This is a genomic window from Kangiella shandongensis (assembly GCF_020005365.1).
Classification (GTDB): domain Bacteria; phylum Pseudomonadota; class Gammaproteobacteria; order Enterobacterales; family Kangiellaceae; genus Kangiella; species Kangiella shandongensis.
In genome coordinates, this window is record NZ_JACNML010000014.1 from 25,037 (window position 1) to 50,095 (window position 25,059).

24 protein-coding genes and 1 pseudogene are annotated in these 25,059 nt (G+C 45.4%); 15 read left to right on the forward strand and 10 right to left on the reverse strand.

Translation table 11 applies throughout. The annotated features are described in order from the left end of the window. Window positions 1–87: 87 nt before the first annotated feature. Window positions 88–705 carry an energy transducer TonB gene (locus tag H7708_RS12960; protein WP_223671290.1) on the forward strand — a complete coding sequence of 206 codons (618 nt, stop codon included), beginning with the start codon at window positions 88–90 and terminating at the stop codon, window positions 703–705. A gap of 47 nt (window positions 706–752) precedes the next feature. Here H7708_RS12960 and H7708_RS12965 read toward each other — a convergent pair whose 3' ends face one another. After that, entirely contained in the window at window positions 753–2,018 is a 1,266-nt protein-coding gene (locus H7708_RS12965) for a 6-phosphofructokinase (protein ID WP_223671291.1), read from the reverse strand. Between the two features lie 320 nt (window positions 2,019–2,338). Here H7708_RS12965 and mpl point away from each other — a divergent pair, with 320 nt between their 5' ends. Genes mpl through H7708_RS12990 form a run of 5 tightly spaced genes read left to right on the forward strand, consistent with a single transcriptional unit; the run spans window position 2,339 to window position 6,635 of the window. After that, window positions 2,339–3,697, forward strand: a complete 1,359-nt coding sequence (mpl, locus tag H7708_RS12970) for a UDP-N-acetylmuramate:L-alanyl-gamma-D-glutamyl-meso-diaminopimelate ligase (RefSeq protein WP_223671292.1) — start codon at window positions 2,339–2,341, stop codon at window positions 3,695–3,697. After that, entirely contained in the window at window positions 3,690–4,310 is a 621-nt protein-coding gene (locus H7708_RS12975; RefSeq protein WP_223671293.1) for a flavin prenyltransferase UbiX, read from the forward strand. Before mpl ends, H7708_RS12975 begins: the two co-directional genes overlap by 8 nt. Window positions 4,311–4,355: 45 nt before the next feature. Then, a complete protein-coding gene (locus H7708_RS12980) occupies window positions 4,356–5,291 on the forward strand; it encodes an ABC transporter ATP-binding protein (protein WP_223671294.1) in 936 nt (311 codons plus the stop codon). Further along, complete coding sequence (locus H7708_RS12985) at window positions 5,288–6,049, forward strand: ABC transporter permease (protein WP_223671295.1); 762 nt, start codon at window positions 5,288–5,290, stop codon at window positions 6,047–6,049. Before H7708_RS12980 ends, H7708_RS12985 begins: the two co-directional genes overlap by 4 nt. Then, a complete protein-coding gene (locus H7708_RS12990; protein ID WP_223671296.1) occupies window positions 6,042–6,635 on the forward strand; it encodes an LON peptidase substrate-binding domain-containing protein in 594 nt (197 codons plus the stop codon). Before H7708_RS12985 ends, H7708_RS12990 begins: the two co-directional genes overlap by 8 nt. A gap of 388 nt (window positions 6,636–7,023) precedes the next feature. Here H7708_RS12990 and fabV read toward each other — a convergent pair whose 3' ends face one another. Continuing rightward, window positions 7,024–8,199: an enoyl-ACP reductase FabV gene (gene fabV, locus H7708_RS12995; RefSeq protein ID WP_223671297.1), complete on the reverse strand. Its 1,176-nt coding sequence runs from the start codon at window positions 8,197–8,199 to the stop codon at window positions 7,024–7,026. Between the two features lie 533 nt (window positions 8,200–8,732). Beyond that, window positions 8,733–9,914: a cyclopropane fatty acyl phospholipid synthase gene (cfa, locus tag H7708_RS13000; RefSeq protein WP_223671298.1), complete on the reverse strand. Its 1,182-nt coding sequence runs from the start codon at window positions 9,912–9,914 to the stop codon at window positions 8,733–8,735. A 189-nt stretch (window positions 9,915–10,103) separates the two neighbouring features. Between cfa and H7708_RS13005 the strand changes: the two genes are divergently transcribed. Next, window positions 10,104–11,834 carry a DUF3592 domain-containing protein gene (locus tag H7708_RS13005; RefSeq protein WP_223671299.1) on the forward strand — a complete coding sequence of 577 codons (1,731 nt, stop codon included), beginning with the start codon at window positions 10,104–10,106 and terminating at the stop codon, window positions 11,832–11,834. 110 nt (window positions 11,835–11,944) lie between these two features. Continuing rightward, on the forward strand, window positions 11,945–13,162 hold the full coding sequence (locus H7708_RS13010) for a bifunctional alpha/beta hydrolase/OsmC family protein (RefSeq protein ID WP_223671300.1): 1,218 nt from the start codon (window positions 11,945–11,947) through the stop codon (window positions 13,160–13,162). Window positions 13,163–13,187: 25 nt separating this feature from the next. On the opposite strand, the gene H7708_RS13015 is transcribed toward H7708_RS13010, so the two are convergent. Together H7708_RS13015 and H7708_RS13020 are read right to left on the reverse strand one after the other, a co-directional pair. Beyond that, window positions 13,188–13,520: a Tll0287-like domain-containing protein gene (locus H7708_RS13015; protein WP_328798991.1), complete on the reverse strand. Its 333-nt coding sequence runs from the start codon at window positions 13,518–13,520 to the stop codon at window positions 13,188–13,190. Window positions 13,521–13,542: 22 nt separating this feature from the next. Next, a complete protein-coding gene (locus tag H7708_RS13020) occupies window positions 13,543–13,776 on the reverse strand; it encodes an HlyD family secretion protein (protein ID WP_223671301.1) in 234 nt (77 codons plus the stop codon). Window positions 13,777–14,050: 274 nt separating this feature from the next. Here H7708_RS13020 and dbpA point away from each other — a divergent pair, with 274 nt between their 5' ends. Together dbpA and H7708_RS13030 are read left to right on the forward strand one after the other, a co-directional pair. Further along, the gene (dbpA, locus tag H7708_RS13025) at window positions 14,051–15,433 is read left to right on the forward strand and encodes an ATP-dependent RNA helicase DbpA (protein ID WP_223671302.1); all 1,383 of its coding nucleotides are present in this window, start codon (window positions 14,051–14,053) and stop codon (window positions 15,431–15,433) included. A gap of 259 nt (window positions 15,434–15,692) precedes the next feature. After that, window positions 15,693–16,277: a tyrosine-type recombinase/integrase gene (locus H7708_RS13030; RefSeq protein ID WP_223671303.1), complete on the forward strand. Its 585-nt coding sequence runs from the start codon at window positions 15,693–15,695 to the stop codon at window positions 16,275–16,277. A gap of 61 nt (window positions 16,278–16,338) precedes the next feature. Here H7708_RS13030 and H7708_RS13035 read toward each other — a convergent pair whose 3' ends face one another. Further along, window positions 16,339–16,836: a GNAT family N-acetyltransferase gene (locus H7708_RS13035; RefSeq protein ID WP_223671304.1), complete on the reverse strand. Its 498-nt coding sequence runs from the start codon at window positions 16,834–16,836 to the stop codon at window positions 16,339–16,341. Continuing rightward, the gene (locus tag H7708_RS13040) at window positions 16,829–17,107 is read right to left on the reverse strand and encodes a type II toxin-antitoxin system TacA family antitoxin (RefSeq protein ID WP_223671305.1); all 279 of its coding nucleotides are present in this window, start codon (window positions 17,105–17,107) and stop codon (window positions 16,829–16,831) included. Before H7708_RS13040 ends, H7708_RS13035 begins: the two co-directional genes overlap by 8 nt. Window positions 17,108–17,327: 220 nt before the next feature. On the opposite strand from H7708_RS13040, the pseudogene H7708_RS13530 reads away from it, so the two are divergent. Next, a pseudogene (locus H7708_RS13530) lies at window positions 17,328–17,478 on the forward strand (RHS repeat-associated core domain-containing protein); the annotation flags it as partial. 837 nt (window positions 17,479–18,315) lie between these two features. After that, window positions 18,316–18,879 carry a tetratricopeptide repeat protein gene (locus H7708_RS13050; protein WP_223671307.1) on the forward strand — a complete coding sequence of 188 codons (564 nt, stop codon included), beginning with the start codon at window positions 18,316–18,318 and terminating at the stop codon, window positions 18,877–18,879. 205 nt (window positions 18,880–19,084) lie between these two features. On the opposite strand, the gene H7708_RS13055 is transcribed toward H7708_RS13050, so the two are convergent. The 3 genes from H7708_RS13055 to H7708_RS13065 form a co-directional block, all read right to left on the reverse strand. Beyond that, window positions 19,085–19,333 carry a hypothetical protein gene (locus H7708_RS13055; RefSeq protein WP_223671308.1) on the reverse strand — a complete coding sequence of 83 codons (249 nt, stop codon included), beginning with the start codon at window positions 19,331–19,333 and terminating at the stop codon, window positions 19,085–19,087. 216 nt (window positions 19,334–19,549) lie between these two features. After that, on the reverse strand, window positions 19,550–20,509 hold the full coding sequence (locus H7708_RS13060) for a transposase (protein WP_223671309.1): 960 nt from the start codon (window positions 20,507–20,509) through the stop codon (window positions 19,550–19,552). 66 nt (window positions 20,510–20,575) lie between these two features. After that, window positions 20,576–21,067: a phage integrase N-terminal SAM-like domain-containing protein gene (locus tag H7708_RS13065; protein WP_223671310.1), complete on the reverse strand. Its 492-nt coding sequence runs from the start codon at window positions 21,065–21,067 to the stop codon at window positions 20,576–20,578. Between the two features lie 247 nt (window positions 21,068–21,314). On the opposite strand from H7708_RS13065, the gene H7708_RS13070 reads away from it, so the two are divergent. From H7708_RS13070 to H7708_RS13080, 3 genes are all read left to right on the forward strand, one after another. Next, on the forward strand, window positions 21,315–21,704 hold the full coding sequence (locus H7708_RS13070) for a hypothetical protein (protein ID WP_223671311.1): 390 nt from the start codon (window positions 21,315–21,317) through the stop codon (window positions 21,702–21,704). Window positions 21,705–22,212: 508 nt separating this feature from the next. Then, window positions 22,213–22,965 carry a ceramidase domain-containing protein gene (locus H7708_RS13075; RefSeq protein WP_223671312.1) on the forward strand — a complete coding sequence of 251 codons (753 nt, stop codon included), beginning with the start codon at window positions 22,213–22,215 and terminating at the stop codon, window positions 22,963–22,965. 484 nt (window positions 22,966–23,449) lie between these two features. Next, window positions 23,450–24,886 carry a serine hydrolase domain-containing protein gene (locus H7708_RS13080; RefSeq protein ID WP_223671313.1) on the forward strand — a complete coding sequence of 479 codons (1,437 nt, stop codon included), beginning with the start codon at window positions 23,450–23,452 and terminating at the stop codon, window positions 24,884–24,886. Window positions 24,887–25,059 lie beyond the last annotated feature (173 nt).

Sequence of the window (25,059 nt, forward strand, 5' to 3'; positions counted from 1 at the left end):
TGATTATAAAGCAATCGAAAATTTTTTAACCCCTTTTTCTAATCTGTACGTTTATAGAACTGCAACGATAACGAAAAGGGGAAGACAATGAGAATAATGATATCCGTGCTGATAGCCGCTATCGTAACGACTGCTTTATTGTTTCTGATGAGTCTGTTTATTAAAGATGAACAGGTGAAATCCGAGCCACAGCCTGAGCCAGTAGAGCTTTCGAATCTGACGATGCCAGAAGAAAAGCCAGAACCTCCAAAAAGTCGGCCAGAACCACCCAAACTTCCGGTCATTGAGCAGACACCATCCACGACGGGCCAGGTTATTGAGACGGCCGAAGTTGAGGTTGATGCCGAAAGCTTTTCGACACTCGTCCCAGAAGTCGCACCTTTAACCGGTGTTAGTATTGGGCTGGAAGGAATGTTAGCTGTTCAGGATGCCAGTGTCATGCCAATGTACAGGACTCAACCCAATTACCCGGTAAAAGCTCAAATTGAAGGAGTAGAAGGTTGGGTTCTATTGAAATATGACGTCGATGCCAGTGGCACCTTATCGAACATCTCAGTGATGGATTCTGAGCCCAGAAAAATATTCGATAGAGAGGCGATGAGGGCATTGAAAAAATGGAAGTTTAAGCCGGCCCTGAGCAATGGGCAGTCTGTCGCCAGTCGAGGACAGACGGTTAAAATCGAGTTTAATATGGATAATCAGTAGCTAACCGAGCACCAAAAATAAAAGGCCCCGTTGGGGCCTTTACCGTTCTAGATCTCGAACTTGGTTTTTAGCTTTTTTTTGACCAGTTCGTTTTTTAGTTCAACGTACTGCGGTAAGCCATTCTTGTATGGCGGGTACGCTTCCCCTTCAATCAGAGGCTGCAAATACTCACGACATTCTTCGGTAATACCGAAGCCATCGCGTTTAATGTATTTACGTGGCATCATCTTCTCAACGTTTGCTACGTCAGCCAGCTTTGCTTCACCCACCGTCCAGCGATAGCTTTTTGTATTTTTGCGAACAATGGTCGGCATGACAGCATTTTTGCCCGCATCTGCAAATTCAACGGCGGCTTGACCCATGGCATAAGCTTGGTCAACATCTGTCGCAGATGCAATATGGCGAGCGGCACGTTGCAGGTAATCACAGACGGCCCAGTGATACTTATAACCCAGCTCGTCTTTGATCATGTTTGCAACAACTGGTGCCACACCGCCCAGTTGTTTATGGCCGAACGCATCGACAGTGCCGGCGTCAGCGAGGAAAGTACCGTCTTTATAGGCCGTACCTTCAGAAACCACGATAGCACAATAGCCATGTTTTTTGACCGTACGCTCGACCTTCTTCAGGAATTTTTCTTTATTAAAGGCAATTTCCGGGAATAGGATAATGTGCGGCGCATCGCCTTCTTTTTCGCAGGCCAGGCCACCTGCGGCAGCAATCCAGCCAGCATGACGTCCCATAACTTCCATAACGAAGACTTTGGTCGATGTTTCTGCCATAGATTTAACGTCGAAGGCGGCTTCGCGGATCGAAACGGCAACGTATTTCGCGACTGAACCAAAGCCCGGGCAGTTGTCGGTAATTGGTAGATCGTTATCTACAGTTTTTGGAATACCAATACAGATGATGGGGAAGCCCATCTTTTCACTCAATTGCGATACCTTGTGTGCGGTATCCTGTGAGTCACCGCCGCCGTTATAGAAGAAATAACGAATATCGTGAGCTTTAAATACTTCGATTAAGCGCTCATACTCCGCCTTGTTTTCTTCAATACTGCGCAACTTATGGCGACATGAACCAAAGGCACCCGAGGGAGTGTGCTTCAGTGCAGCAATGTCTTTCTTACTCTCTTTGCTGGTATCGATCAACTCTTCACGCAAGGCACCGATAATACCGTTACGACCTGCGTAAACTTTATTGATGTTAAGTGACTTACGAGCTGTTTCAATCACGCCACAGGCGGTTGCGTTGATCACTGCTGTTACGCCGCCAGACTGGGCGTAGAAGGCGTTGTACTTTTTCTTAGGCATAGAATTTCCTTTGAAAACTGTGCTATCGAGCTTTCTATTAGCTACTGCGCTACCGCAAGCATTGTTAAAATTTGCTCAAAACTCTTCATTTATCTATTCATAAAATCATCGTTTATCGCTAATTTTGCCGCGCTTGCTGTTGTGCTCGTTACGCGAATAGTTCAGCTCATTTACTGAATTTGATACTTTGGGCCAAGAAACCCGCAAAATTGTGGCGATTTTACCGTATTTTAAGATTTCTTTCCCGAAAAGATGACGAAAAATCATGCTTGGCTTATGATTGTCAGCAAAGTTTCATAACAATAGATTCCAAATATTCGATGCATATTCATATTCTAGGTATTTGTGGCACCTTTATGGGCGGGATTGCGTTGTTGGCAAAGCAGCAGGGCATATCGGTCAGTGGTAGTGACCAGAACGTTTATCCACCCATGAGTACTCAGCTGGAGGAGCAGGGAATTGAGCTGATTCAGGGTTTTGAGCCCAAGCACATTCCTGAGCACACCGACTGTGTGGTGGTGGGTAATGCCATGTCGCGTGGTAATCCTTCAGTCGAGTGTGTGCTGGAGCAGGGCTTAAACTATCGCTCCGGACCACAATGGCTTGCGGAGAATATCTTAAAAGATAAGTGGGTGCTGGCAGCATCTGGTACGCACGGTAAAACCACGACGGCGAGCATGACGGCCTGGATCTTGGAATATGCCAACCTCAATCCTGGGTTTTTAATCGGTGGTGTTCCCGAGAACTTTGGTCTGTCGGCGCGACTAACCGACTCGCCTTTCTTTGTGGTCGAAGCCGATGAATACGACACTGCCTTCTTCGATAAGCGTTCCAAGTTTGTACATTACCGTCCGCGCACCCTGATCATGAACAACCTCGAGTTCGATCACGCCGATATATTTAAAGACATTGAGGCGATCAAAACTCAATTCCACCATCTGATCCGTATCGTGCCGGGGAATGGGCTGGTGATATATCCTGACAATGAACAGCACCTGCAGGACGTGATTAAGATGGGCTTCTGGTCGCAGAAAGAATTGATCGGTCCCGACGATGGTTGGCAGTTTAAGTTGTTGCAACAGGACGGCAGTCAGTTTGAAGTCTTTTTTGCTGGCGCCAAGCAGGGCGAGGTTCAGTGGGAATTGATTGGTATGCATAATGTGGTCAATGGCCTGGCTTCGATCGCTGCAGCGCGTCACGCTGGCGTGCCGGCACATCATTGCTGTGATGCTTTATCCGCGTTTAAAAATGTTAAACGTCGTATGGAATTCAAGGGCGAAGCGGGCGGTATCGCGGTTTATGATGATTTCGCGCATCACCCGACGGCAGTTAAAACGACTCTGTCAGGTTTCCGCAAGAAAGTTGGCGCGAAAAAAATTATCGCTATTTTAGATTTGCGCTCGGCCACCATGCGCTCGGGCATCCATAAAGATACGCTTATCCCGGCGCTAGTTGAAGCAGACGAAGTGATCATTCACAAACCGGCTGAGTTTGAGTGGCAGTTTCCGCAACAACAACTTGATAAACTGAAAAGTGTCCAAATATTAAGTACGGTTGAGGACATTCTGCAAGCCGTGGCAAAAATGGTACAATCGGGCGACCAAATACTGGTCATGAGTAATGGTGGGTTTGGTGGTATTCACGGCAAGTTATTGGAGCAATTAGCGCATAATGAATAGTTCAGTTAATGCAATTACGCTAGCGATCACCGGGGCATCGGGAGCTCCATATGCGTTGAGATTGTTGCAGCAACTCACCCAGCACTACGATAAAGTTTACTTAATGTTGTCCAGTGCCGCGCGGGTGGTATTGGCGACAGAGTGTGGGGTGCAGGTTAACAAGTCGCCGAGCAGTATTGAAAAGGAATTATCACAGCAACTTAATCTTGAAGCAGGTAAAATTCAGGCCTTTTCCAGCGATAACTGGATGTCACCAGTAGCTAGCGGCTCCAGCGCACCGAAGCAGATGATTATCTGCCCTTGTAGCACTGGCACCTTGAGTGCGATTGCCAATGGCGCTTCGGATAACCTGATTGAGCGTGCAGCCGACGTGGTGATGAAAGAGCGAGGTCAATTGCTTGTAGTACCGCGTGAAACGCCGTTCAACACCATCCATCTGGAAAACATGACGCGCCTGTCGCGAATGGGCGTCACCATTATGCCGGCTTCTCCCGGTTTTTATAATGATCCGAAGTCGATTGATGACTTGGTCGACTTTATGGTGGCGAGGATCCTCGACCATCTGGATATTAAGCACAATCTCGGTCATCGCTGGGGATACAATGGCAACTAACTATTCAATTACGATAGCTAAAGCTATAACAACGAAGAGTAAATAATGACAAAAGCATTATCCATCAAAGACTTATGCAAAACTTACGATAATGGTACTCAGGCCTTGAAAGGCATTAGCCTTGAAGTAGAGGAAGGTGATTTCTTTGCACTCTTAGGGCCTAACGGCGCCGGTAAATCCACTGCAATCGGAGTTATCAGCTCGCTGGTCAACAAAAGCGCGGGCAAGGTCGAAGTGTTTGGCCATGATATTGATACCGATCTGACCAATGCCAAGAAACAGTTAGGTCTGGTTCCCCAGGAGTTCAACTTCAATATGTTTGAAGGCGTTGAGCAGATTATACTGCAGCAGGCAGGCTACTATGGTATTTCGCGCAAAGAAGCTAAGAAGCGTGCACAGCCATTGCTTGAACAGCTGGGTTTGTGGGATAAGCGTGATGCACAGTCGCGTGAATTGTCCGGTGGAATGAAACGCCGGTTGATGATTGCACGTGGTTTGATTCATGAACCCAGACTCTTGATTTTAGATGAGCCTACAGCAGGTGTGGATATTGAGCTGCGTCGCTCGATGTGGGATTTCATGGAAAACCTGAATAAAGAGAAAAAGACCACTATCGTATTGACCACACACTACCTGGAAGAAGCGGAAAGTTTATGCCGTAATATCGCCATTATCAACCATGGTGAAATCGCCGAGAATACCAGCATGAAGGGGCTTCTGGCCAAGCTGGATATGGAAACTTTTGTGCTGGATACCACTGGTCTGCCGACGCAAATGCCGGAGTTAAACGGCTACGATGTGCGGGTCCGTGACGAAACCACCATTGAAGTCGATGTGCATAAAGGCGCTGGCGTGAATGGTGTATTCCAGGAATTAAGTAAACATGACATTACGGTATTAAGTATGCGCAATAAAGCCAATCGTCTTGAGGAGTTATTTGTCAGACTGGTTGAGAGTCCAAAAGGAGGTTCTGTAGCATGAACTTAGTCGCCTTCCAAACGATTGTTGTTAAAGAAATTATGCGTTGGACCCGTATCTGGTCACAGACCTTATTACCACCAGCGATCACCATGACTTTGTATTTCGTGATTTTCGGCAACCTGATTGGTTCGAGAGTTGGTGAGATGGATGGTTTCGACTATATGGAATACATCGTTCCTGGCTTGATCATGATGTCAGTGATTACTAACTCCTACGGAAATGTCGTCTCCTCATTCTTTAGCTCCAAGTATCAGCGTTCGATTGAGGAAATGATGGTTTCTCCGGTATCCAATTGGGTAATTCTTGCTGGGTATGTTGGCGGCGGTGTTTTACGCGGCTTACTGACAGGACTGATCGTTACTATCATTGCTTCGTTCTTCGTTGACTTACAGATCCATAATATCTGGGTTGTTTTCAGCGTAGTCTTTTTAACCTCAGTGCTGTTTGCTATCGGTGGCCTAATTAATGCTGTTTTCGCCAAGAAGTTCGACGATGTCGCCATCGTACCGACCTTTATCCTGACTCCATTGACCTATTTAGGTGGTGTGTTCTATTCTATCAGTCTATTGCCTGAGTTTTGGCAGGGGGTATCGAAACTGAACCCTATCATCTACATGGTGAATGCCTTCCGTTATGGTTTTCTCGGTAGCTCGGACATCCAGATCGGCGTGGCCTTTGCCATCATTCTGGTTTTCATTGCGCTGCTAACCAGCTTTGCCATCTACTTGTTGAATCGAGGTATTGGTCTCCGTGCCTGATACGGTAGACAATCGAGTTCTTCCGATCTTCCCGCTACGGCGGGTCGTATTTCCAGAGAGCGTGCTTCGCCTACAAATATTTGAGCAGCGCTACCTGGACATGATTGCCAAACAGCTCTCGAATAATGAGGGCTTTGGCGTTTGTTTAATCAAAAAGGGTAATGAGACCGGTATCCCGGCGACACCTTACACGGTCGGTACCTATGTTGAAATTGTCGATTTTGATCAAAAAGATGACGGTATTCTGTTGATTACTTGCCTGGGTAAACAACGCTTTAAGATTAATTCCTCGTCTGTTATGCCGGACAACTTAATCAGCGCTAACGTGTCGCTTATTGGTAATATGGAGCCGAAGCCCATTAAGGATGAGCAGGGCGAACTGATTCAACTACTGAATGACCTGGCGCAACACCCACAGGTTGAGATCCTCGATAGTCCGGAGCGTTGGCAACACATGGATTTTATTGTGGAGCGTTTAACGGAATTCCTGCCCGTCAGCGAACAGCAAAAACAGGCTATCCTTGAAGAGAGTGATCTGAACACTCGCATCGCGACGTTATATCAAATACTGGCCTGGTTGAAATAGTTATTTTTGGACAAAAAAATGCCCACCAGGTGGTGGGCTAATGGCTTGCGCATTGATAAACCTTTGTCTTTTCGCTCCGTAGAGCAATTAGCTTGTTAGGGAAGACAATGATGCTCAAACTTGTTAAATAGATTAACTCTATTTATTCTGATTTTCCATGCCTGTTATGGTTAAAATGTTAACCAGTCCACGAATGAGGTCTTTGATTTACAAGGGGTTGTAAAGAAAATTGACAGTTGATGCGTAGGTGACTTTAACGAAAAATCACATCTGCATTGAATTGGAAAGGATTAGTTAAATTGATGCATATGTGACTTTAAATGTGTCTGAAATGACTTAATAAAAAAGGCGTCCTTTAGGACGCCTTTTAATATAAAGCGGTATAAGGTTACACGATAGGACTGGTGTCCTTATCGTAATCCACACCATCAACTTCAAAGCCAAACAGCTTAAAGAATTCGTGCTGGTAGCCTTTGTAGTCCGAGATCTCGTCGATATTTTCTGTTGTCGCGATGTCCCATAGACGCTCAACCTCACCCTGGATCTTGTCATCAAGCTCCTTCAAATCGACGCGGAAGCGGCGAGTATCGTCATAAGTCGCGTCGTCACCAAACATCTGATTGACGATGAGCTGATAAATTTGCTCGATAGGACCTTCGTGCACACCGTTTTCTTTCATCACTTTATACAGCAACGAAATATATAGTGGCATCACAGGAATCGCTGAGCTTGCTTGCGTTACCACAGCTTTTAAGACCGAAACGTTCGCCGTACCATTATATTTTTCTTGTAGCTTTTCATGAATGGCATGAGACGCGCGATCCAGATCTTCTTTAGCCTTACCAATTGTCGCGTGACCATAAATTGGCCAAGTCAGCTTCTTACCGATATAGGTATAAGCCGTGGTTTTAACGCCATCAGCTAAGACACCGGCTTCGTCCAGCGCCTTCATCCAAAGCTCCCAGTCTTCGCCGCCCATCACTTTGATAGTGTTCTGGATGTCTTCATCAGATGCTGGGTCGATAGAAATATCGTGGACCAAACCTTTATCTGTATTTAATGTCTTCTCAGTGACCGCTTCACCGATAGGCTTAAGCACAGACTTATAGACTTTGCCCGTTTCTGGATCCTGACGACGCGGAGAAGCTAACGAGTAAACTACTAAATCGATTTTCCCCATCTCTTCTTTGATGATTTTAATCGCGTCTTCTTTGGCCTGATTCGAGAAAGCGTCGCCGTTAATGCTTTTATTCCAAAGACCTGCTTCATCAGCTGCAATCTCGAATCCACGGTTGTTGTACCAGCCTGCCGTACCCGGCTTTTTCTCGGTAGGCTCTTTTTCAAAGAACAAGCCTAACGTTTTTGCGCCATAACCAAACGCCGACACAATACGCGATGCCAAGCCATAACCCGTAGAAGAACCGATAACTAATACATTCTTTGGGCCTTCGCCAGCAGGTTTATTATTTTTAACATACTCAATCTGCTCATTAACGTGAGCGATGCAACCCTGAGGGTGCGCCGTGGTACAAACGAAACCACGTACTTTCGGCTTAATAATCATAAAAGTAGAACTCCAAATAAAAATATGGCGCTATTGTAACGTGTTTTTAGGTTGAAAAGGTACTACCAGCGACAAAGAGGTCGGTATGTGTGATAAAGTTTATGAGAAACAGTTTAGTAAGTGGGAAAGGACATGCTAAAAACAATAAAAATCGTCTTTTGGCTAGCAGTAACATACCTGCTATATGTTACTGGCTACAAAATGATTGCATTAACTCTGCCTTTTAGCTTTTCAGACAATTTCACTAAAGAAGTCGTCATAATCTTATTGTTCCTGATATCCCTGCTGGCTATTATGTTCCTCCACTTTAAAAAAACGTTTTCTCAATTCTTGATATTTTTTCTGTATATCCTGATAGGAGTGGTGCTGATGTTATCGGTAGAAACTTTCAGGGATTGGTATCAAGGTAATGTCACCTTGACTATAGCCATATTAGCCACAGTTATATCTGTGGGCATTCAGGTAACAACTTTGCTGTGGATACTTAGCTATGCAAAGAGTAAGCTCCTTAACAATAAGTAGTGGCATTGGAATTACCTAACCGAACGATAGGTTCCGCGGCGTCCTCTTTTGCTTAATACCAATTGCCAAAGCTGGCCCTGTTTGGAGCGGAAGAAACCAGCGCTGCAATGCAGGTAATATTTCCACATGCGATAAAAGCGCTGATCATAGTTTTTCGATAATGTGTCCCAGGCATTGTTAAAGCGCTGCCACCAGGCGAGTAAGGTTTTCTCGTAATCGGGCCCAAAGTTGTGCCAGTCTTCTATATTGAGCCGCCCATCCAGCGCCTTACTGATTTGAACTGCAGATGGGATTTTGCCGTTGGGGAAAATGTATTTATTAATCCAGGGATCGACGTGAGGAGTGCTTTTGTATTTGCCGATGGTGTGTAATAAAAACAGGCCGCTATCCTTTAACAGGCGTAACACGGTATCGAAATAAGTCGCGTAGTTTTTCGGCCCCACATGCTCGAACATGCCAATGGAGACGATCTTATCGAATTGGCCGTTGACTTTACGGTAGTCCTGCAACTCAATAGTCACGGGGAGATCGCGGCAACGTTGTTCGGCCAGTTTCTTTTGCTCTTTTGAAATGGTGATACCGTGGACTTTGACCGAGTAATTTTCCGCAGCAAAACGCGCAAAACCGCCCCAGCCACAGCCGATATCGAGTACGCTTTCTCCGGGTTTCAGCTCCAGTTTGCGGCAGATAAGGTCGAGCTTATCCAGCTGCGCCTGTTCCAGATCGTTGGCATTAGCCCAGTAGGCGCAGGAGTAGTTCATGGTTGGATCGAGCATGGCTTCGAAGATGTCGTTGCCGATATCATAATGGCGTTCGCCAACTTCATAGGCGCGTTTTTCGTTCTGTCGATTGAACAGATTCTGTCGTATCACTTCGATGGCGAGTCGCAACCGCGCCACTCCTCCCAGCTGGTTTTCGACTTCAGCTCTTTGTAGTCGGTGAAATAACTCATCCAGTTGCTGGCACTCCCACATGCCATCCATATAGCTCTCGCCGAGGCCCAGGGAGCCTTGAGTCAGGATGCGGTGATATGCGGTATCGTTAAGAACCTGAATATCGCAGGGCTGGGAGCCATTAAAGTTCACGCCGGCTTTTTGAGCAAGCTCAGAGAGGATTGCAGGGGGAGGTGCAATAGAGGACTCTTCTCTGGTTGCAGACGCTGAAGATGGTTTGTTATCCGGTAACTCACTCATAGATACGACCTTGTGCCTATTCGATAACCTGAGAATACCCTAACGTATTTACTATAAATGGTGCAAATCAATCTGTTAATAGTGAGGGTATGCTGGGTGTAACAGGTATACGAAGTTGGTATGCACTTTCCTATTTTGCCCGTTTTCTGCTATTTTTAGCGGACTTTAACGATACAGGTTAGGTTTATAATGAAAAAAGGGAGCGGTTGTGCCACTATCTTTGGCGGCATTTTCTTTCTAGCTGGTTTAGGGATTTTCGCTTGGGGGTTATCTTCTGCCTATGACATCTGGCGCTCTGGCGACTGGGTGCCTGTGAGCGCGCAGGTGTCTGCTATCGACCAGACGGTTTCAACGGACGATGAAGGCAGCACCACTTATGGTGTGACGGGACATTTTCAATATGAGTTTCAGGGACAGCAATATCAATCTAACCAGCTCTCTTTTTACAGTGGTACGGACAATATCGGCCACTATCAGCAGGAGCTGTACTATCGTCTGAATAGCGCGGAGGAGAAGGGTCGAACCGTGACTGCATTGGTTAACCCGGAAGATCCGACACAAGCGGTGGTTGATCGCACCATGCGCTGGGGCATGTTGGGTTTCCAAAGTATCTTTCTCTTGGTATTTGGTGGTGTCGGTCTTGGCATTATGATTTTTGCATGGCGTTCTGGACGGAAACTACAACGACAGCAAGGGCTACAGGACGAGCACCACTCCGAGCCATGGTTATGGCGAGAAGAGTGGCAGAGTAATCGCCTGTCGGCCAATACCCGCAGCGGATTCTTGTTCCTTTTATTTTTTGCCATCGTCTGGAATGGGATTAGCCTCCCTGGAGTGATTGCGGTAATGCAGGAAGGCAACCTGATGGATAAGCCAGAGAAGCTACTGGTTTTTCTATTCCCTCTGGTCGGCCTTATTTTATTGGCTATCGCGGTAACGCTCTATTTACGACATAAAAAATACGGTCAGTCGCAGATGGTGCTAAAAGACATGCCGTTTGCGATTGGCGGTAAAACAAGAGGGGAGGTGATGGTTAGAGGTCCTCTTGAGATGAATGCCGAAGCCGTTATTACCCTAACCTGTCAGCGTAAATACAAAACTGGCACCGGCAAGAACAGAAGCACACGGACGACCATTCTATGGCAAAGCGATCAGCGCACCTATGCTGAAAATCAATTTGATGGCAGCCATCGTTTTGAATTTAATTTCGACATCCCTAAGAATCAGCCGCAGTCTGATGACTCTAACCCCTCCGACAAAATCGAGTGGGTCTTGTTGATCGAACGTAAACAACCTGGCGTTGATTTGAAGTTAGCTTTTGATGTTCCGGCTTTCGTTGTGGCTCACCGTGAGGCTATCGAACCTGCGGAAGAAGATTTGTTTATGAGCACGGACTCTGATAATTCGTTTAGCGATAATGGGGCGGGTGATTGGCGACGATTAGGCATTGAAGAAACTATTAATAATTTGGGGACCAGTTATTATTTTCCTGCCTTGAGGCAAAAGTCTGCAGCGATTTCGATGTTAATTTTTGGCTTGGTATTTTCGGGTGCTGGAGTCGGCTCCTATTTTATGGGAGCGCCGATTATCTTTTTAATCGCTTTTGGTCTGATCGGCCTCCTGATGCTTTATTTCTCATTAAACGTCATGTTTTATCGAACAGAAGTAACAGTTGGTTCAGGTACATTACATGTTGCCGCAGGTTTACTATCAGCGGATCAGACTCAGGCCATCCCCCGAAGCTCGGTTAAGGACATCTCATCGCGCAGTAATATGTCTGTGGGTAACAAGCGTTACTACAACATCTATGCTGAACTAAACGACGGTAAAAAGGTTGTGCTGGCTAAATACTTAACACATAGCGCTGATATTGAGGGCTTTATTGATAAGCTTAAACGCGAGCTGGGTATGACTCGCTAGAGTAAGGCGGGGTTGTAACGCCTCGCATCAGGCTCGCTCCAATAAGCATGATTCGTAATTTCGGCAGAAAGCTGTTAATAATAGTGAAACGGCAATGGTTGGAGTGAGCTATGCAAGAGAAAGTAACCTTCAAGACGCGAGCGGGCGTGGAATTATCGGGTGCTCTGCACAAACCGGAACACACAGTGACAGCCGCTTATGCGCTTTTCGCCCACTGTTTTACCTGTACTAAAAACGTAAATTCCGCAGTCAATATCGCTAATGCACTGGCGGATGAAGGGATTGCTACGCTACGTTTTGATTTTACTGGTCTTGGTGGCAGCAAAGGGGAGTTTGCAGATACCAGCTTTACGACTAACGTCAATGACTTGATCGACGCTGCAGAGTTTCTAAGCGATAACTATGAAGCGCCGCAAATTATCATTGGTCACTCCTTTGGCGGTACGGCGATCTTAGCCGCCGCGAAAAATATTCCATCAGCTAAAGCCGTAGCGACCATCGCCTCGCCATCTTCTCCAGAGCATGTATTACATCAGCTTGAACCTCAGCTCGAAACTTTAAAGCAGAAAGGGGAGGCGACTATCGAACTGGCGGGAAGACCATTCACTTTTAAGCAGGGTTTTGTGGATGATGTTAGGCAATATGCCATCGATATTCATGGTCTGCGCAAGGCGCTGATGGTGATGCATTCGCCAGTGGACGATACGGTATCGATCGACGAAGCGGAAGCAATCTATAAATCTGCGCTTCATCCGAAAAGTTTTATTACTCTGGATAACGCCGATCATTTGCTGAGTAAAAAAGAAGACTCGTTGTATGCAGGCCATGTGCTGGCCAGTTGGGCAAAAAGGTATATTGATATCAACAAACAGCCCAAACTGAAAGCCGAGAAAGATGAAGTGGTCGTTGCTAACCAAGCGAGCGAAGGATTCTTAAGTCGAGTCAATGCTAATGGTCATGAGTTTCTAGCCGATGAACCTGAACATGTCGGCGGAACCAATCTTGGGCCGAACCCTTACGACTTCTTGTCCACCGCCCTTGGTACCTGTACCGCCATGACCTTGAATATGTATGCACGCCATAAAAAACTCGACGTTTCTAAAGTTATCGTTAACGTCAGCCACGACAAGGTTCATGCGCAAGACTGTGAGCATTGTGAAGAAAAGAAGGGAAAGATCGATAAGTTTAAGCGCAGTATTATTATCGAAGCGGACATTACCGACGAACAGCGCCAACGGATGTTGGAGATTGCTGATCGCTGTCCGGTACATCAAACTCTGCATAAAAAAGTTATTATCGAAACCGAACTGGAAGAGCCGAATAACTAGCTCTTCCGTATGACGGGGGAAGTTGTTACGACTCGTCTTCACCAAAGTCTTCTTTAAACTTCATCCAGAACATGCCACGGAAATCGCCGTCTTCAAAGCCAAAGGCTTCGTCATCGGGATATTTTTCATCAATAACCGTCTTAACCTTCGAGTCGATATTCGAGCCATGACAGGCTAGGCACATTGGCTGCGCATAAATGGGCTCGACGTAAAGCCAGCTGTTATCGGGAAGCTGTGTAATCTGGGGACGCCCCTGCTTCTCTTCCTGGGCTAATTCGAGATAATAATTTAAGGGGCCTTCCAACAACGCATCCGGCTTATTTTTCGGGTTACGTACCTTATGGCTGGTGCGTCCCACTTCAACGCCTTCGGGAAGCTTTTCAGTGATACCTGATGCTTCGGTTACAGTAGTTGACCGCCTCGACCACTCCCTGCTGCATGCCGTGCATTAAGGTCGATTTAAACGCTTGCTTGATTGGCTTTAGGGTTTTCGCTGCCAGCTCAGACTTCTCTGCCCATAACTTTTCTTGCGATTCCTTGTAATATTCCCAGCCCGCATAACCGCCAACCGCGATCAGAACAAGGATAACCAGAATGGCGATAACCTTTTTCATAGACAACTCCGACGAATATTTCTTTTATTGTATCGCTCGGTAGTGATTCCTCAATGATTTTAATCAAACAAGTCGAATTAAGAAGGAGTGCTTATGCAATAACAGGAAAGATAACGCTTTTACATCACTCCAAGGCTGTATATAATTCACCCAGCATAAGAGACTGCTTCTCTGTCTAACAGCCTGACCAACCCAGTTCTGAAAGATTCATCCAGCTCTCACACAAGCAATAACAGATTGCTCTAAACAACTAAGAAACCATTAGGATATCGCCATGAGTCATGCCGCATTTTCGACGCTCGATCTACAGCAGGAGCTAATCGCTAATCTCGCCGAGTTAGGTTTCGAGGGGATGACTCCGATTCAGGCCGATGCCCTGCCGCAGGTATTGGAAGGGCAGGACGTTATCGCTCAGGCCAAAACTGGCTCGGGTAAAACGGCGGTATTTGGTTTAGGTATTCTACAAAAGCTCGATCCGAAAAATTTCTCGGTACAGTCGGTGGTGATGTGCCCGACGCGTGAGCTGGTGGAGCAGGTAGCGGAAGAAATTCGACGTCTGGCACGACCGATTGCCAACGTAAAAGTCTTAACCCTGTGTGGCGGTACGCCACTGCGACCACAGGCCGATTCATTAAAGCATGGCGCCCATATCGTGGTCGGTACACCGGGACGTATTCTCGACCATCTGGATAAGCAGACGCTGGATTTAGATTCGGTATCGACACTGGTTCTCGACGAAGCAGACCGAATGTTAGACATGGGCTTTCAGGATGCCATGGATAATATCGTCGAAGAAATCCCAAGGCAGCGCCAGACATTATTATTCAGCGCAACCTACCCTAAAGAGATTCAGGCCATCGCCGAGCGCGTGATGTATGAGCCGACTTTGATCCATGCGAAAGAGCAGCACACCAGCGCCAGTATCGAGCAGGATTTTTACCGAATCAGCGACGAAGGCGAGCGCGATGTCGCGGTGCGATTACTGTTATTACAGTTCCGCCCAGACTCAACTGTGATTTTCTGTAACACCAAGCGCCACGTCAAAGACCTGACCCAGTATCTAAAACAGAGCGGCTTCAGTGTCCTGGCGCTACACGGCGATCTGGATCAGAAAGAACGTGATCAGGCATTAATCCGTTTCAGTAACAACAGCGTCTCGATTATGGTCGCCACTGACGTCGCCGCCCGAGGCCTAGACATCGACTCGCTGGATTTGGTGATTAACTACCATATCGCCAGCGACCCGGAAGTCCACGTGCATCGTGTCGGTCGTACTGGTCGCGCCGGCAACAAAGGCCACGCCTGCTCGATAGTGATCGATAAAGAAAAGCATAAACTGAAACGACTCGGCGAGTATCTAGGACAGGAGTTAGAAACCTGGGGACTGCCCGACACCAAGCTTTTAAAAGAACCGACTTTTAGAGCGCCCATGTCGACCATCCAGATTGACGGCGGCAAAAAACAAAAACTCCGCCCCGGTGATATCCTCGGCGCACTCACCGCCGACTACCGCATCGAAGGCAACGACGTTGGTAAGATCCAGGTCGCCAACAGTTGGGCCTACGTCGCCGTTAAAACCGATGTTCTCGACACAGCCTTACAGCTTTTGAATAAAGGCAAAATGAAAGGTAAAAAGTTTAGAGCGAGAAAGATTTAAAGTTTGTCATCTGACCCACCAGGATGTGGGGAATGTACCACGGGCATTTCCTTCGGTCACAGTAGCAATTCATGGAGAATTACCTGCCCGCACTATGACCTTAAGCGACTAACAGAAGCCCCTTTGTCGAAATCCCTTAGATAACCGCTGGATCCAGCGTCTTTGAAAGAAATGAAATAATTGTGGGTGTCCTAGAGTTTATCTTGAGACTTGATATTTTTGTGGGTGTCCTAGAGTTTAACCCACGGGTTACTTTACCTTGAGCGAGCTGGATAAAATTTATTATCAAATCAAGATTAGTAGTACCCATCCCGTTCGAGACAGAGCCATTTTTGAAACCTCATTTGCCTCAGGCATTCGCTCTTCGGAGCTGGCTCACTTGGATGTGGGTGATATTGATTTTGAGGGTCGCATGCTAACGGTGCGTCAAGGTAAGGGCAATAAAGACCGGCGTGTCCCCATTGCAGCCAGGGCTTGTTACTGGATTGAGCGCTACTTGATTGAAGTGCGCCCTAAACTGGCTCATCCTAGCTCTGGAGAAACACCGTTTTTGTCCAAAGAAGGGACGTGGATGCGTCGGTACCAATTAGGGCATGTGGTGAAAAAGTATATGCAGAAGGTTGGCATTCACCGGCATGGAGCATGTAATTTGTTGCGGCATGCTACAGCAACGTTGATGCATGAAAATGGTGCCGATATTCGACACATCCAAAGTATGCTGGGTCATTCTGATATCTCCACAACCCAAGTGTATACCCATGTTAGTCCCAATAAACTCAAGGAGGTGTATTTTAAAACGCACCCGTATGCCCAGGATAAGACAGGAGAACAGCGCCATGAGTGAATGATAGGTACTGAGCGATTACAGGTAGCGTTTAATCTGAGTCTGGGAACCCGTCTGACTATTATGTATTAAATAACGTCTTAATACTCTTAATAGGAAGAAAGAGTCGGTTTGCATCGGAAGACAGAGGGATAAAGCCATAGTTTAAATAAAAGTCTCTGGCGCCTTCTTTCGCATCGACAAAGCAGGCTGCGGCGCCTGCGATTTCAGAAAGCTCTAATACTTTCGATAAGGCATTGCTCATTAAGTGAGCGCCATAGCCCTGGCCTTGAAAGTCTGTATTGACGCCCAGTCGAGCAAGGTTCACCCCAGGCATATTCGGCTTGTACTTCTTTGCATAGGCTTCGGGTAAAGCTTCAGAGGATACGGTGCAAACTACCAAGGTGTAGAAACCCAAGATGGTGCGCTTGGTTTCCTCAGAATGTAATACATAAGTTCGAGAGGTCGCTTTCTTTTGCGACTGGAATGCTAAGGATTTTAGGAATACATTGAGGGATTCAGAACCACAGTCAAAGTCTTCTCGATTAAATGCCCGCGAAAGCGGGCTTATCTTAAGCAAGACCGATTTCCCGTGAGCGTGCAACAGCAGCTTTTAACTTGGCGTTTGGATCTTGAGGGTTGTCGATAGCATTAAAGAATACCTCAGAGTCCGCCAGAGTCAGCTTTACCATAGAGTCTCGCTCAATAATTTCATGTGCTTTGGCCAATGCGGCTTGCACAATAAAGTCATTGAGTTGCGAGCCGACCAAATCAGCAGCTGCTTGAATATCGTCTTTGATGTGCTTGGGAACACGAGCCGTAATACGGTCTCGTTCTTGTGCATTTGCCATAATAAATACCTCTTCAATAGATGGTGCCAAAATGGTACCAATGCTTATATTACCAAACCGGTACCATTTTGTCACCACTTTGTTTAAAGCAGGATTTGGCTTTGAATAAATAGAAATGACCGAGTAAACTAACGCGATTGCTTTAGCTCTTTAACTTATTGTATTTTCAGAGAATTGGCTTGAGGGTAGCTTGGTTCTGGATTATCGAAGGGATTCAACAATACATATGAATGGACGCGCGTACGACTACAATCTCGGTCGATTCCTCTCTGTCGATCCATTCATTCAAAGCCCTGGCAACAGCCAGTCGATGAACCCCTACAGCTATATCATGAATAATCCACTTGCAGGGACAGATCCGAGTGGGTATGTGGCTTGTGATGATGCTGGAAACAATTGTGATTTGGGGAATATGTCGATGGATGAGGTCGATAATATTACGGTAAATGATGATGGTTCTATTCACGTAAATACTACGGATGGCAATACCTACCAAGTTGATAGCGTTTCCAGTACGAGTAATGGTGTTCAAACGAGCATGAGTTTCAATCAAGGTTCTGGCTGGTCTGGGAAGATTGAAGAAATCGGAAGTCCTTCAAGTATAAATACTCCTAATATTGAAGATCATAGTAATTCAGCGTTCGCATCTCTACCAGCTGGTCAAAATGCAGCTTATGGAGGTGGCGGTGATAATTATGATGATTTTGAAGGTAGCCCAGATAATCAAGTTTCATTCGGTGGGACTGATGATAAGTCTAGTAGTAAGTTTAATAACCCAAATTATCCACCATTAAAGAAAGGTAGTGCGTCAGATCGTGGGCCGCGTCCTCCTGGAATGGTGGTTGGGCCTAACGGATGGTGGCAGATGGAAAAAGCAGCTCTTACAGAAGCTATGAGAGGCCCTTCTGCTACTAAAGACCAGATTCCGGTTGCAAGTAATACACCAGGCTGTATGAGTATGTGCGTTGCAATTGCAATTTTGACTGATAGTGTCGATGGAATGTCTCAAGATATAGAAAATATGGCTGGCAATTTAGAAAGAGTCCGAGAAGTTTTAGAGGAGCATCCTCGAATGAGTCCAGTAATGAAAAAACTTGGTATTTATGGTAAAGGTGTGAATGTCGGAGTGAACTTGTGGCACATTGATACAGTCAAAACTGCTTGTAATTTAACATGTAGCGAAGACCCAATTACAGGAACGTATCGTTATGATGAGAATGATTAATATAAGATTGACAGTATTGTTAATATCGTTAATAAGTTGTGAAGTTGCTTTTGCTTTTAATAAAAAAAGTGACTGTGAGGACTTATATAATTTATATCCAAGCTTAGTTAGTGAGCTTAAAAAAGCTGAGGGTTCAGAAAAAAATATAAGTAACTTACAAGATGAAGTAACAAAAGTATGCAAAAAAGAAGCCTTTGATGGCAACCCTCTATCTCAATTTAGGTTGGCACACATAAACTATTATGGTTTTGGTAAAAAGCCGGATATAACTAAAGCACTTTATTGGTTTATGCAGTCTGAAAGGCAAGGGATCGTTGGCTCGAGGGTAATGCTAGGTCAATTATTTTTCGATGGTGAATACTTGGACAAAGATATACCTCTTGCATATTACTGGTTTGTGAAAGCAAACTCTGATCTTGAAGTCTTTGATAAAAAGTTTTGTGATAATTTCATCAATATTTTAAGTGAAGATGAGATTGATAAAATTGAAAAGAAAGTGCAAAACGAAGAAAACGTTGAAAAGCTAGGAACTTGTACTAAAAAGTAAAAGTGCCGTACACGTAATTAGTTTTGATTCGGAGATTCGCCAGCAGCCCTCGGATGGCGGTTCGGTTTGGACTCGGAAGTGTGGGCAGCAGAACTCGGAAGTGGGGGCGGTGCCAGTACTCTGCTGACACCGCTAAAAATCCGAATGCCTGCTGATTTGCGTTCCCAGTGAAAACCGGTTTGAGTTCCCAAGGCATTCTTAGAAGCTAGCGTTTTATATTAAACTCACCGCTCTGGAGCAACGCTAGTTGAGTAAAGTGTGAGGGTGAAAAATCTTCCTGAGCGACCAACGCCTGAATTTTATCCATGACAGATTTTCGTTGCTTTGGTGGCAGCAAAAAGAAGTTATAAAGGTATTTACACAGCGGGACCTCATTATAGCGTTGGCGGATTAACTCGGACTGATTGAGGAAGTGTTCAAATACGGGGAAAAATTCCACCAGCTCTTTGGACATTGTGTCATCTAATGAAAATCTAGGACACCCACAATTTGTCTTTGGTAGTCATTGGGTGTTTTGACGTTAAGGGCACAGCTTGAGAGGTTCGTTGGTTGGTTTTAAATGTCTGCTTTTTGGTCTAAATGGATAGTTTTGACATTGTTACCTGAACGTCAGACAGGAGTCGGCTTCAAGTGGTCTTGATGACTAGGATTTTTCAAATCGGAATTGTTGTTACGTGGTTTTGAGCTTTAACGTTTTACCCTGGAGCCAGCTTTGACCCAGATTTTTGGCAAGCTTGTTTAGGGTATACCAGTGTCCGGCTGCTCTTTTAAAACGTCTTTCGAAGAACTGAGTTTGGAGTAACCAGTCGTCTTCGGTCAGGTTGAGTCGCTCAAGGATAGGAGGGAGGCATGCTGGAATACTGCCTCGTTTCCCTTGTCTAATCGCTCGTCCTGACCAATCAACCAATTCAAGGTAGTCGGTTAAGTGAAAGGCAATGCCTTTGGGTTGCTCTTGTCGTTCATTGCCGATAAAGGGCAGTAAGGCTTTGCTGGGTTCCTGCTGGATACGTGCTTGCACAGAGGTGTAATCGGATGTTTCCGGTGTCTTCGCCATCTTGGCCCGAACCGGGTTTAAATCCACATAGGCCATGCAGGACAAGAGGGCGGCTTCATCCAGCAGAGCCTGCGATTTAAAGCGTCCCTCGAAGAACTTTCCTTTGCAGTTATCTTCCTTGTTGGCCATTCGAGCAATGGACTCGTTGAGAATGCGCATCAGCCAACTGATATTCATCAGGCGTTGACGGTACTCATCAACCAGCTGACCCAGCACCTCCAGCTCGGCTTCACCCAAAGGTGCTCCGGCTAAATACCGCTGAGCAACCATGCTGCCGTTAAACAATTGTGTCCAGCGCTCCAACACCTCCCGTGTTGACCATGCCTCGGCTTGCTCCTTATCAATCCGCAACACCAGATGATAGTGATTGCTCATAATGGCATAGGCCGCCACATCAATCGCAAAGACTGAGGTTAGCTCAAACAGCTTATCCTCAATCCAACTGCGGCGATGCTCATAGTCCTTACCCGTATAGTTATCAACACCGCACAGAAAAGCACGGCGCACACAGCGACAAGTGATGTGGTAATAAGGTGTTGAGTTTATATCAATTAATCGGCTTCGAGCCACCGTCATAAACGCCATCCTTAGCGTTGTTATCCATAGGTAAAGCATAGACAAGTAACCCGCAATAGTCAGTGGCTAATCTCTGCTATGCTTGTGCGAAATAATTGTGGGTGTCCTAGAGTTTGTATCCTTGATTCGCAAAGATAAAACCTCAGTAACGCGCAAGCCGCTGCCATATAATAAGGAAGCAATAACTTTGTATTCCCCCGTTAGAGTGGAAAAAATACGAGAGACTTCCTCACGACTGAAAACAGTTGGTAAACGAATAGGCTTTTTTGAGCGTGTAATTCCGGGCAGAATACCTAACGGATTACCGATAATATTCCTATAAAGAAAAGCTAACGCATTTAACGCTTGCTTTTGCGTACTTTTACTGACATTACGCTTAACCGCCAGAAAAGATAAGTAATTGCTCACGTCTGAATCTGAAAGGTTTTGTGGATGCTCCATACGAAAATAACGGATAAAATCCTTGATCCAATAAAGGTAGCATTTCTCAGTCTGATAACTGTAATGGTTGGTTCTTAGATAATAACGTATAGATTGTAAAAAAGGAGAACCAGACATTCCTTGTCCTGTTTGTTAACTGAGACTATATACTAAAAAAGTGATTGCAATTACAAAAGAGCCAATTACTATAAGGTTTGTAAGTAATTAACCATAGTGTTTGTAAATTTGTTGGGAAAAGGGATACCAGAACAGAACTGTCCGTTTTGCTTGGTATTAGCCACAAAAGCAGACATTAAAAATAATCAATTTAAAATCAAAAGGTTATCGGCATTGTCCGGTAATATAATGTTATGCATAGCAGAATATGAATCCAGATCACGCAGTAGACATCTATTCGAATTACGTCACAGGTGAAATCACGTTCATTCGGCGTCGGGATGATTCGCTATATTTGCTGCATTCCGCTGCAGATAGAAAGGAAATCGGGGCCGCCGCATCCGAAGCTATTGAGCCTAAAATATCCGGCGGTCTGCCTTGGTCAAAAATACCCGAAGATTGGTTCGTTGAATGGGATCAACTGGATGTAGTTGTGGCTTGGAGAGATGGCGGGCAATTAGTTATCGCAACACCCTTTTGTCATTGGGGCAAAGCACCTGACATTCTAATCAACAATCAACCCTCTCACCTCGACTTTGGTACGGCTATTGTTCAGCAGATAAACTATGCCAAATCTAAGCGCGAGAAGGGTGCATAACAATGCCAGTCACGGCGACGGCTACTCCATTGCGGCTTCGCCTCCATTCCGTAGCCGCGCGTGCTGAGCGGCGTTACATGTAAATCGAGAAAGGGGAATTTCTGACTCTTCAAGTATAAAAGTAGGCAAAAGTGGCTCTGATTAGGTGGCATCTATCATCCACCGACCAAGCAAGGCGTCTTGGTTCGTCATGGTGCTGAGCGGCTAATTACCGTTCCTCACCTGTACTTTGGATCTGCTCTTGAGGATTATTCATGACGATTGAATTGACAGTCAGAATACACCCTGAGCTAGTTAAGTGGGCTATTCGCATAGCTATCATCTTGCTGGTTTAGGTAGTGGGCAAAGGGGGCGAGACACCGCCCCTAATGTTTTTCCAGCAAACATGTAACAAGTTGCTGTAATTCGTTCCGGCCGCCAAAAGCGCGGCCTCCACCGGACAGCCTACGCTTCGCTTCGGCTGCCGTTAAGCAAGGCGTTAACGGCTTGGTCACAACTTGGGGCAAGAATGTTATCTCACGAACACCGCTGTGTAATCCTTATCCTCATCTCAGCTGCCGCTGTCGTGGCTCTGTTTTTCGTTGATCCTATTGCTCAAGACCCTAACTACCATTTCTTCGCAGATTCGCGTCATATTGCTGGTATTAGCAACTTCTGGAACGTGGCGTCCAACCTACCTTTTGTGATAGTTGGTACTCTGGGGTTGCTTCGCTACCCTAGGTTATTGCACGAAGAGAGCGCTAATGCCTATTTAATTCTGTGTGTTGGAATCGTTTTGGTTGGTTTTGGCTCGGCCTACTATCACTACGCCCCAACAAACCAGACGTTGCTGTGGGACAGGCTGCCGATGACTGTGGCCTTCATGGCCTTGCTGTCGCTGCTGCTTGGTGAGCGTGTACTGCGTACCCCTCGTCCACAGCTGGTTTGGATTTTGGTATTGGTTGGAGCCGCAGCCACATTGTATTGGGCATGGACCGAATCGCTTGGCAAGGGTGATCTCCGATCCTATGCCATTGTCCAGTTTTTACCCGTTCTGCTCATTCCGCTCACGCTCGCCATGTTTCGGCAACGCTATCTCAGCAGCAGACTCTTGCTATGGGCGTTCGGCTTCTACTTATTGGCTAAAGCTTTTGAGTATTTCGACGGGCAGATATTCATCGCAACCGCAGTTATGAGTGGCCACGCTATCAAGCACGTAGCGGCCGCTGTTGCGGTCTTGTGTCTCATTTATGCCATTCCTACAAGGTTAATTAATCGGTGAACATTAATTCGCTTAACTCGATAGGCTTTACTTAGGGGGGCTAAACATGAAAAACATTAAATTCATTTATTTATATTTATTATCTGGTGTTATTTTTTTGATTGCAGCAGGTGCATTTTATTCAACGGAAGATAGTAATTTTACGCCAGTGAAATAGCCGTGAGATATTGTGACGAAATGGTTGGGCAAGATTGAGTTAGATCCGAACCACCATTGATACAGCAAAAGCTTCAGATGATTATATGGCATGCGCATTCACTAGTGACCAGAACGGATGCGGCTGCGGAACACATGAGTTCCGGAAAATTGATGGTAGATAGTTTTATTCGCCAGATTCTATGCAAGAGTAAACCTGTGTTGTTGATTAAAAGTTGCGAGTGTATTGAATCAGAGTATATTGTATTGTAGTTAAAGTGACGGAACCAAAAGAGAGTAAATGTATCCTGATCCAATAAATTCTCCATTAACTCTAAACAGGGACTAAATGAGAAATAGTATATTAATATCCTTAATCTTTTTCCTGCAAAATTGTACTGTCTATTGTGAGAACGAAGCAGAACGGATAGTTAGGCAAAGAATGGAGTCAACTAATACTCCAGGAATGGTTTTCCTGATTGCGAAAGACGGAAAAGTTATTGATGAGGGGTATTATGGTAAAGCGAATGTAGAACTTGATGCTGACATTACCAAGAGTTCGAATTTTGCTATAGCGTCAATGAGTAAAACGTATACAGCAGCAGCGATTTTATTGATGGCAGAAAATGGATTGCTGGACTTGGAAGATTCCGTGAAGAAGTACATCCCGGAAGCTCCTGATTCATGGCAGACAATGACCATAAAGCATCTTCTTATGCACTCTTCGGGACTGGTTGAAGATTGGGAGTTGCATGACTGGAATAAGTCAAATGAAATGTTTCTTAAAACACAGACAAATGAGGAATTCCTTAAAGTTCATTTCAACCAAGAACTAAAATTCAAACCTGGTACAGACAACCGTTATGCAAGTGGTCATTTTGTCCTCGGCATTGTAATTGAAAGGATTGCTGGCAGTTCATACGAAGAATACCTTGAAGAAAAAATCTTAGGCCCATTATCGCTGAAAGAAACATTTGTTGATCACCCTTACAAGATCATACCGCACAGGGTTTCTGGTTATTTTGACTATGATCCCGCAATCATAAACGGTCCTGTTTCAGGAATAGGAAATGGAATTTTGATAGCTCCGGTAGCCTATGGCCGAGGCGATGCTGGCATTCGAACCACCGCCTATGACTTGTTGAAGTTTTACAATGCCCTCTTTACGGACGATTTTTTAAGCGATCAGTCCAGGAGCCTGATGTTCGAACCAACACGGCTGGACAATGGTGACAAGGTTTCTTACGGAGCTGGCTGGATGAATTGGCCCTTGGGGGGACTCGCCGTTTCTGAACATAGTGGAGTGTTCAGGACCGGATTCAGCAGTCAGGCTCTTCTTGTTCCTAAAGATAAATTTGTGGTGATCATTCTAACCAACTTACGTGGCAGTGCGACTTTTACCTTGGCCAAGGAACTGGCATCGCTTTACTATCCTGAATTGGAGAAATTATCAAAAAAATTTGCTGTCAAAGACTCCAATATGGCTTTAACTAATGTTCATCTTGAAATTTTTCAAACAATAAATTCAAAAAAAGAAAACGTAAATATTCATATGAACTTTCCATTTTCCTATTATTCCAAACCTTTGAAAGAATCCATATCGAGCACGGAGTCAATTACGTTCTTGGGGGAAAGGGATCTCCAGGACCAAAAAGTAGAATTCTTTGGTGTGGATATACAAACCTTAAGATACTATCGCTTAAACGGGAAGAAAGTGCTTTACACGACTGTTTATCTTGACAAGAGTGATAAGCTTGTCTTTATTGATTATCCCGAAACTGAATAAAACAGAAAATATCACTAGTTTTATAAGTGTAATAGAAGCGAAAGTGTGAATCGCCCCGATATTCCTAGACACTTTTTAGCTATACAATGAAGCTAAAGAGGAGAATGAAATGTCATCCAAGCGATATACCGAAGAATTTAAAATTCAGGCCGTCAAGCACATTACAGAAAGCG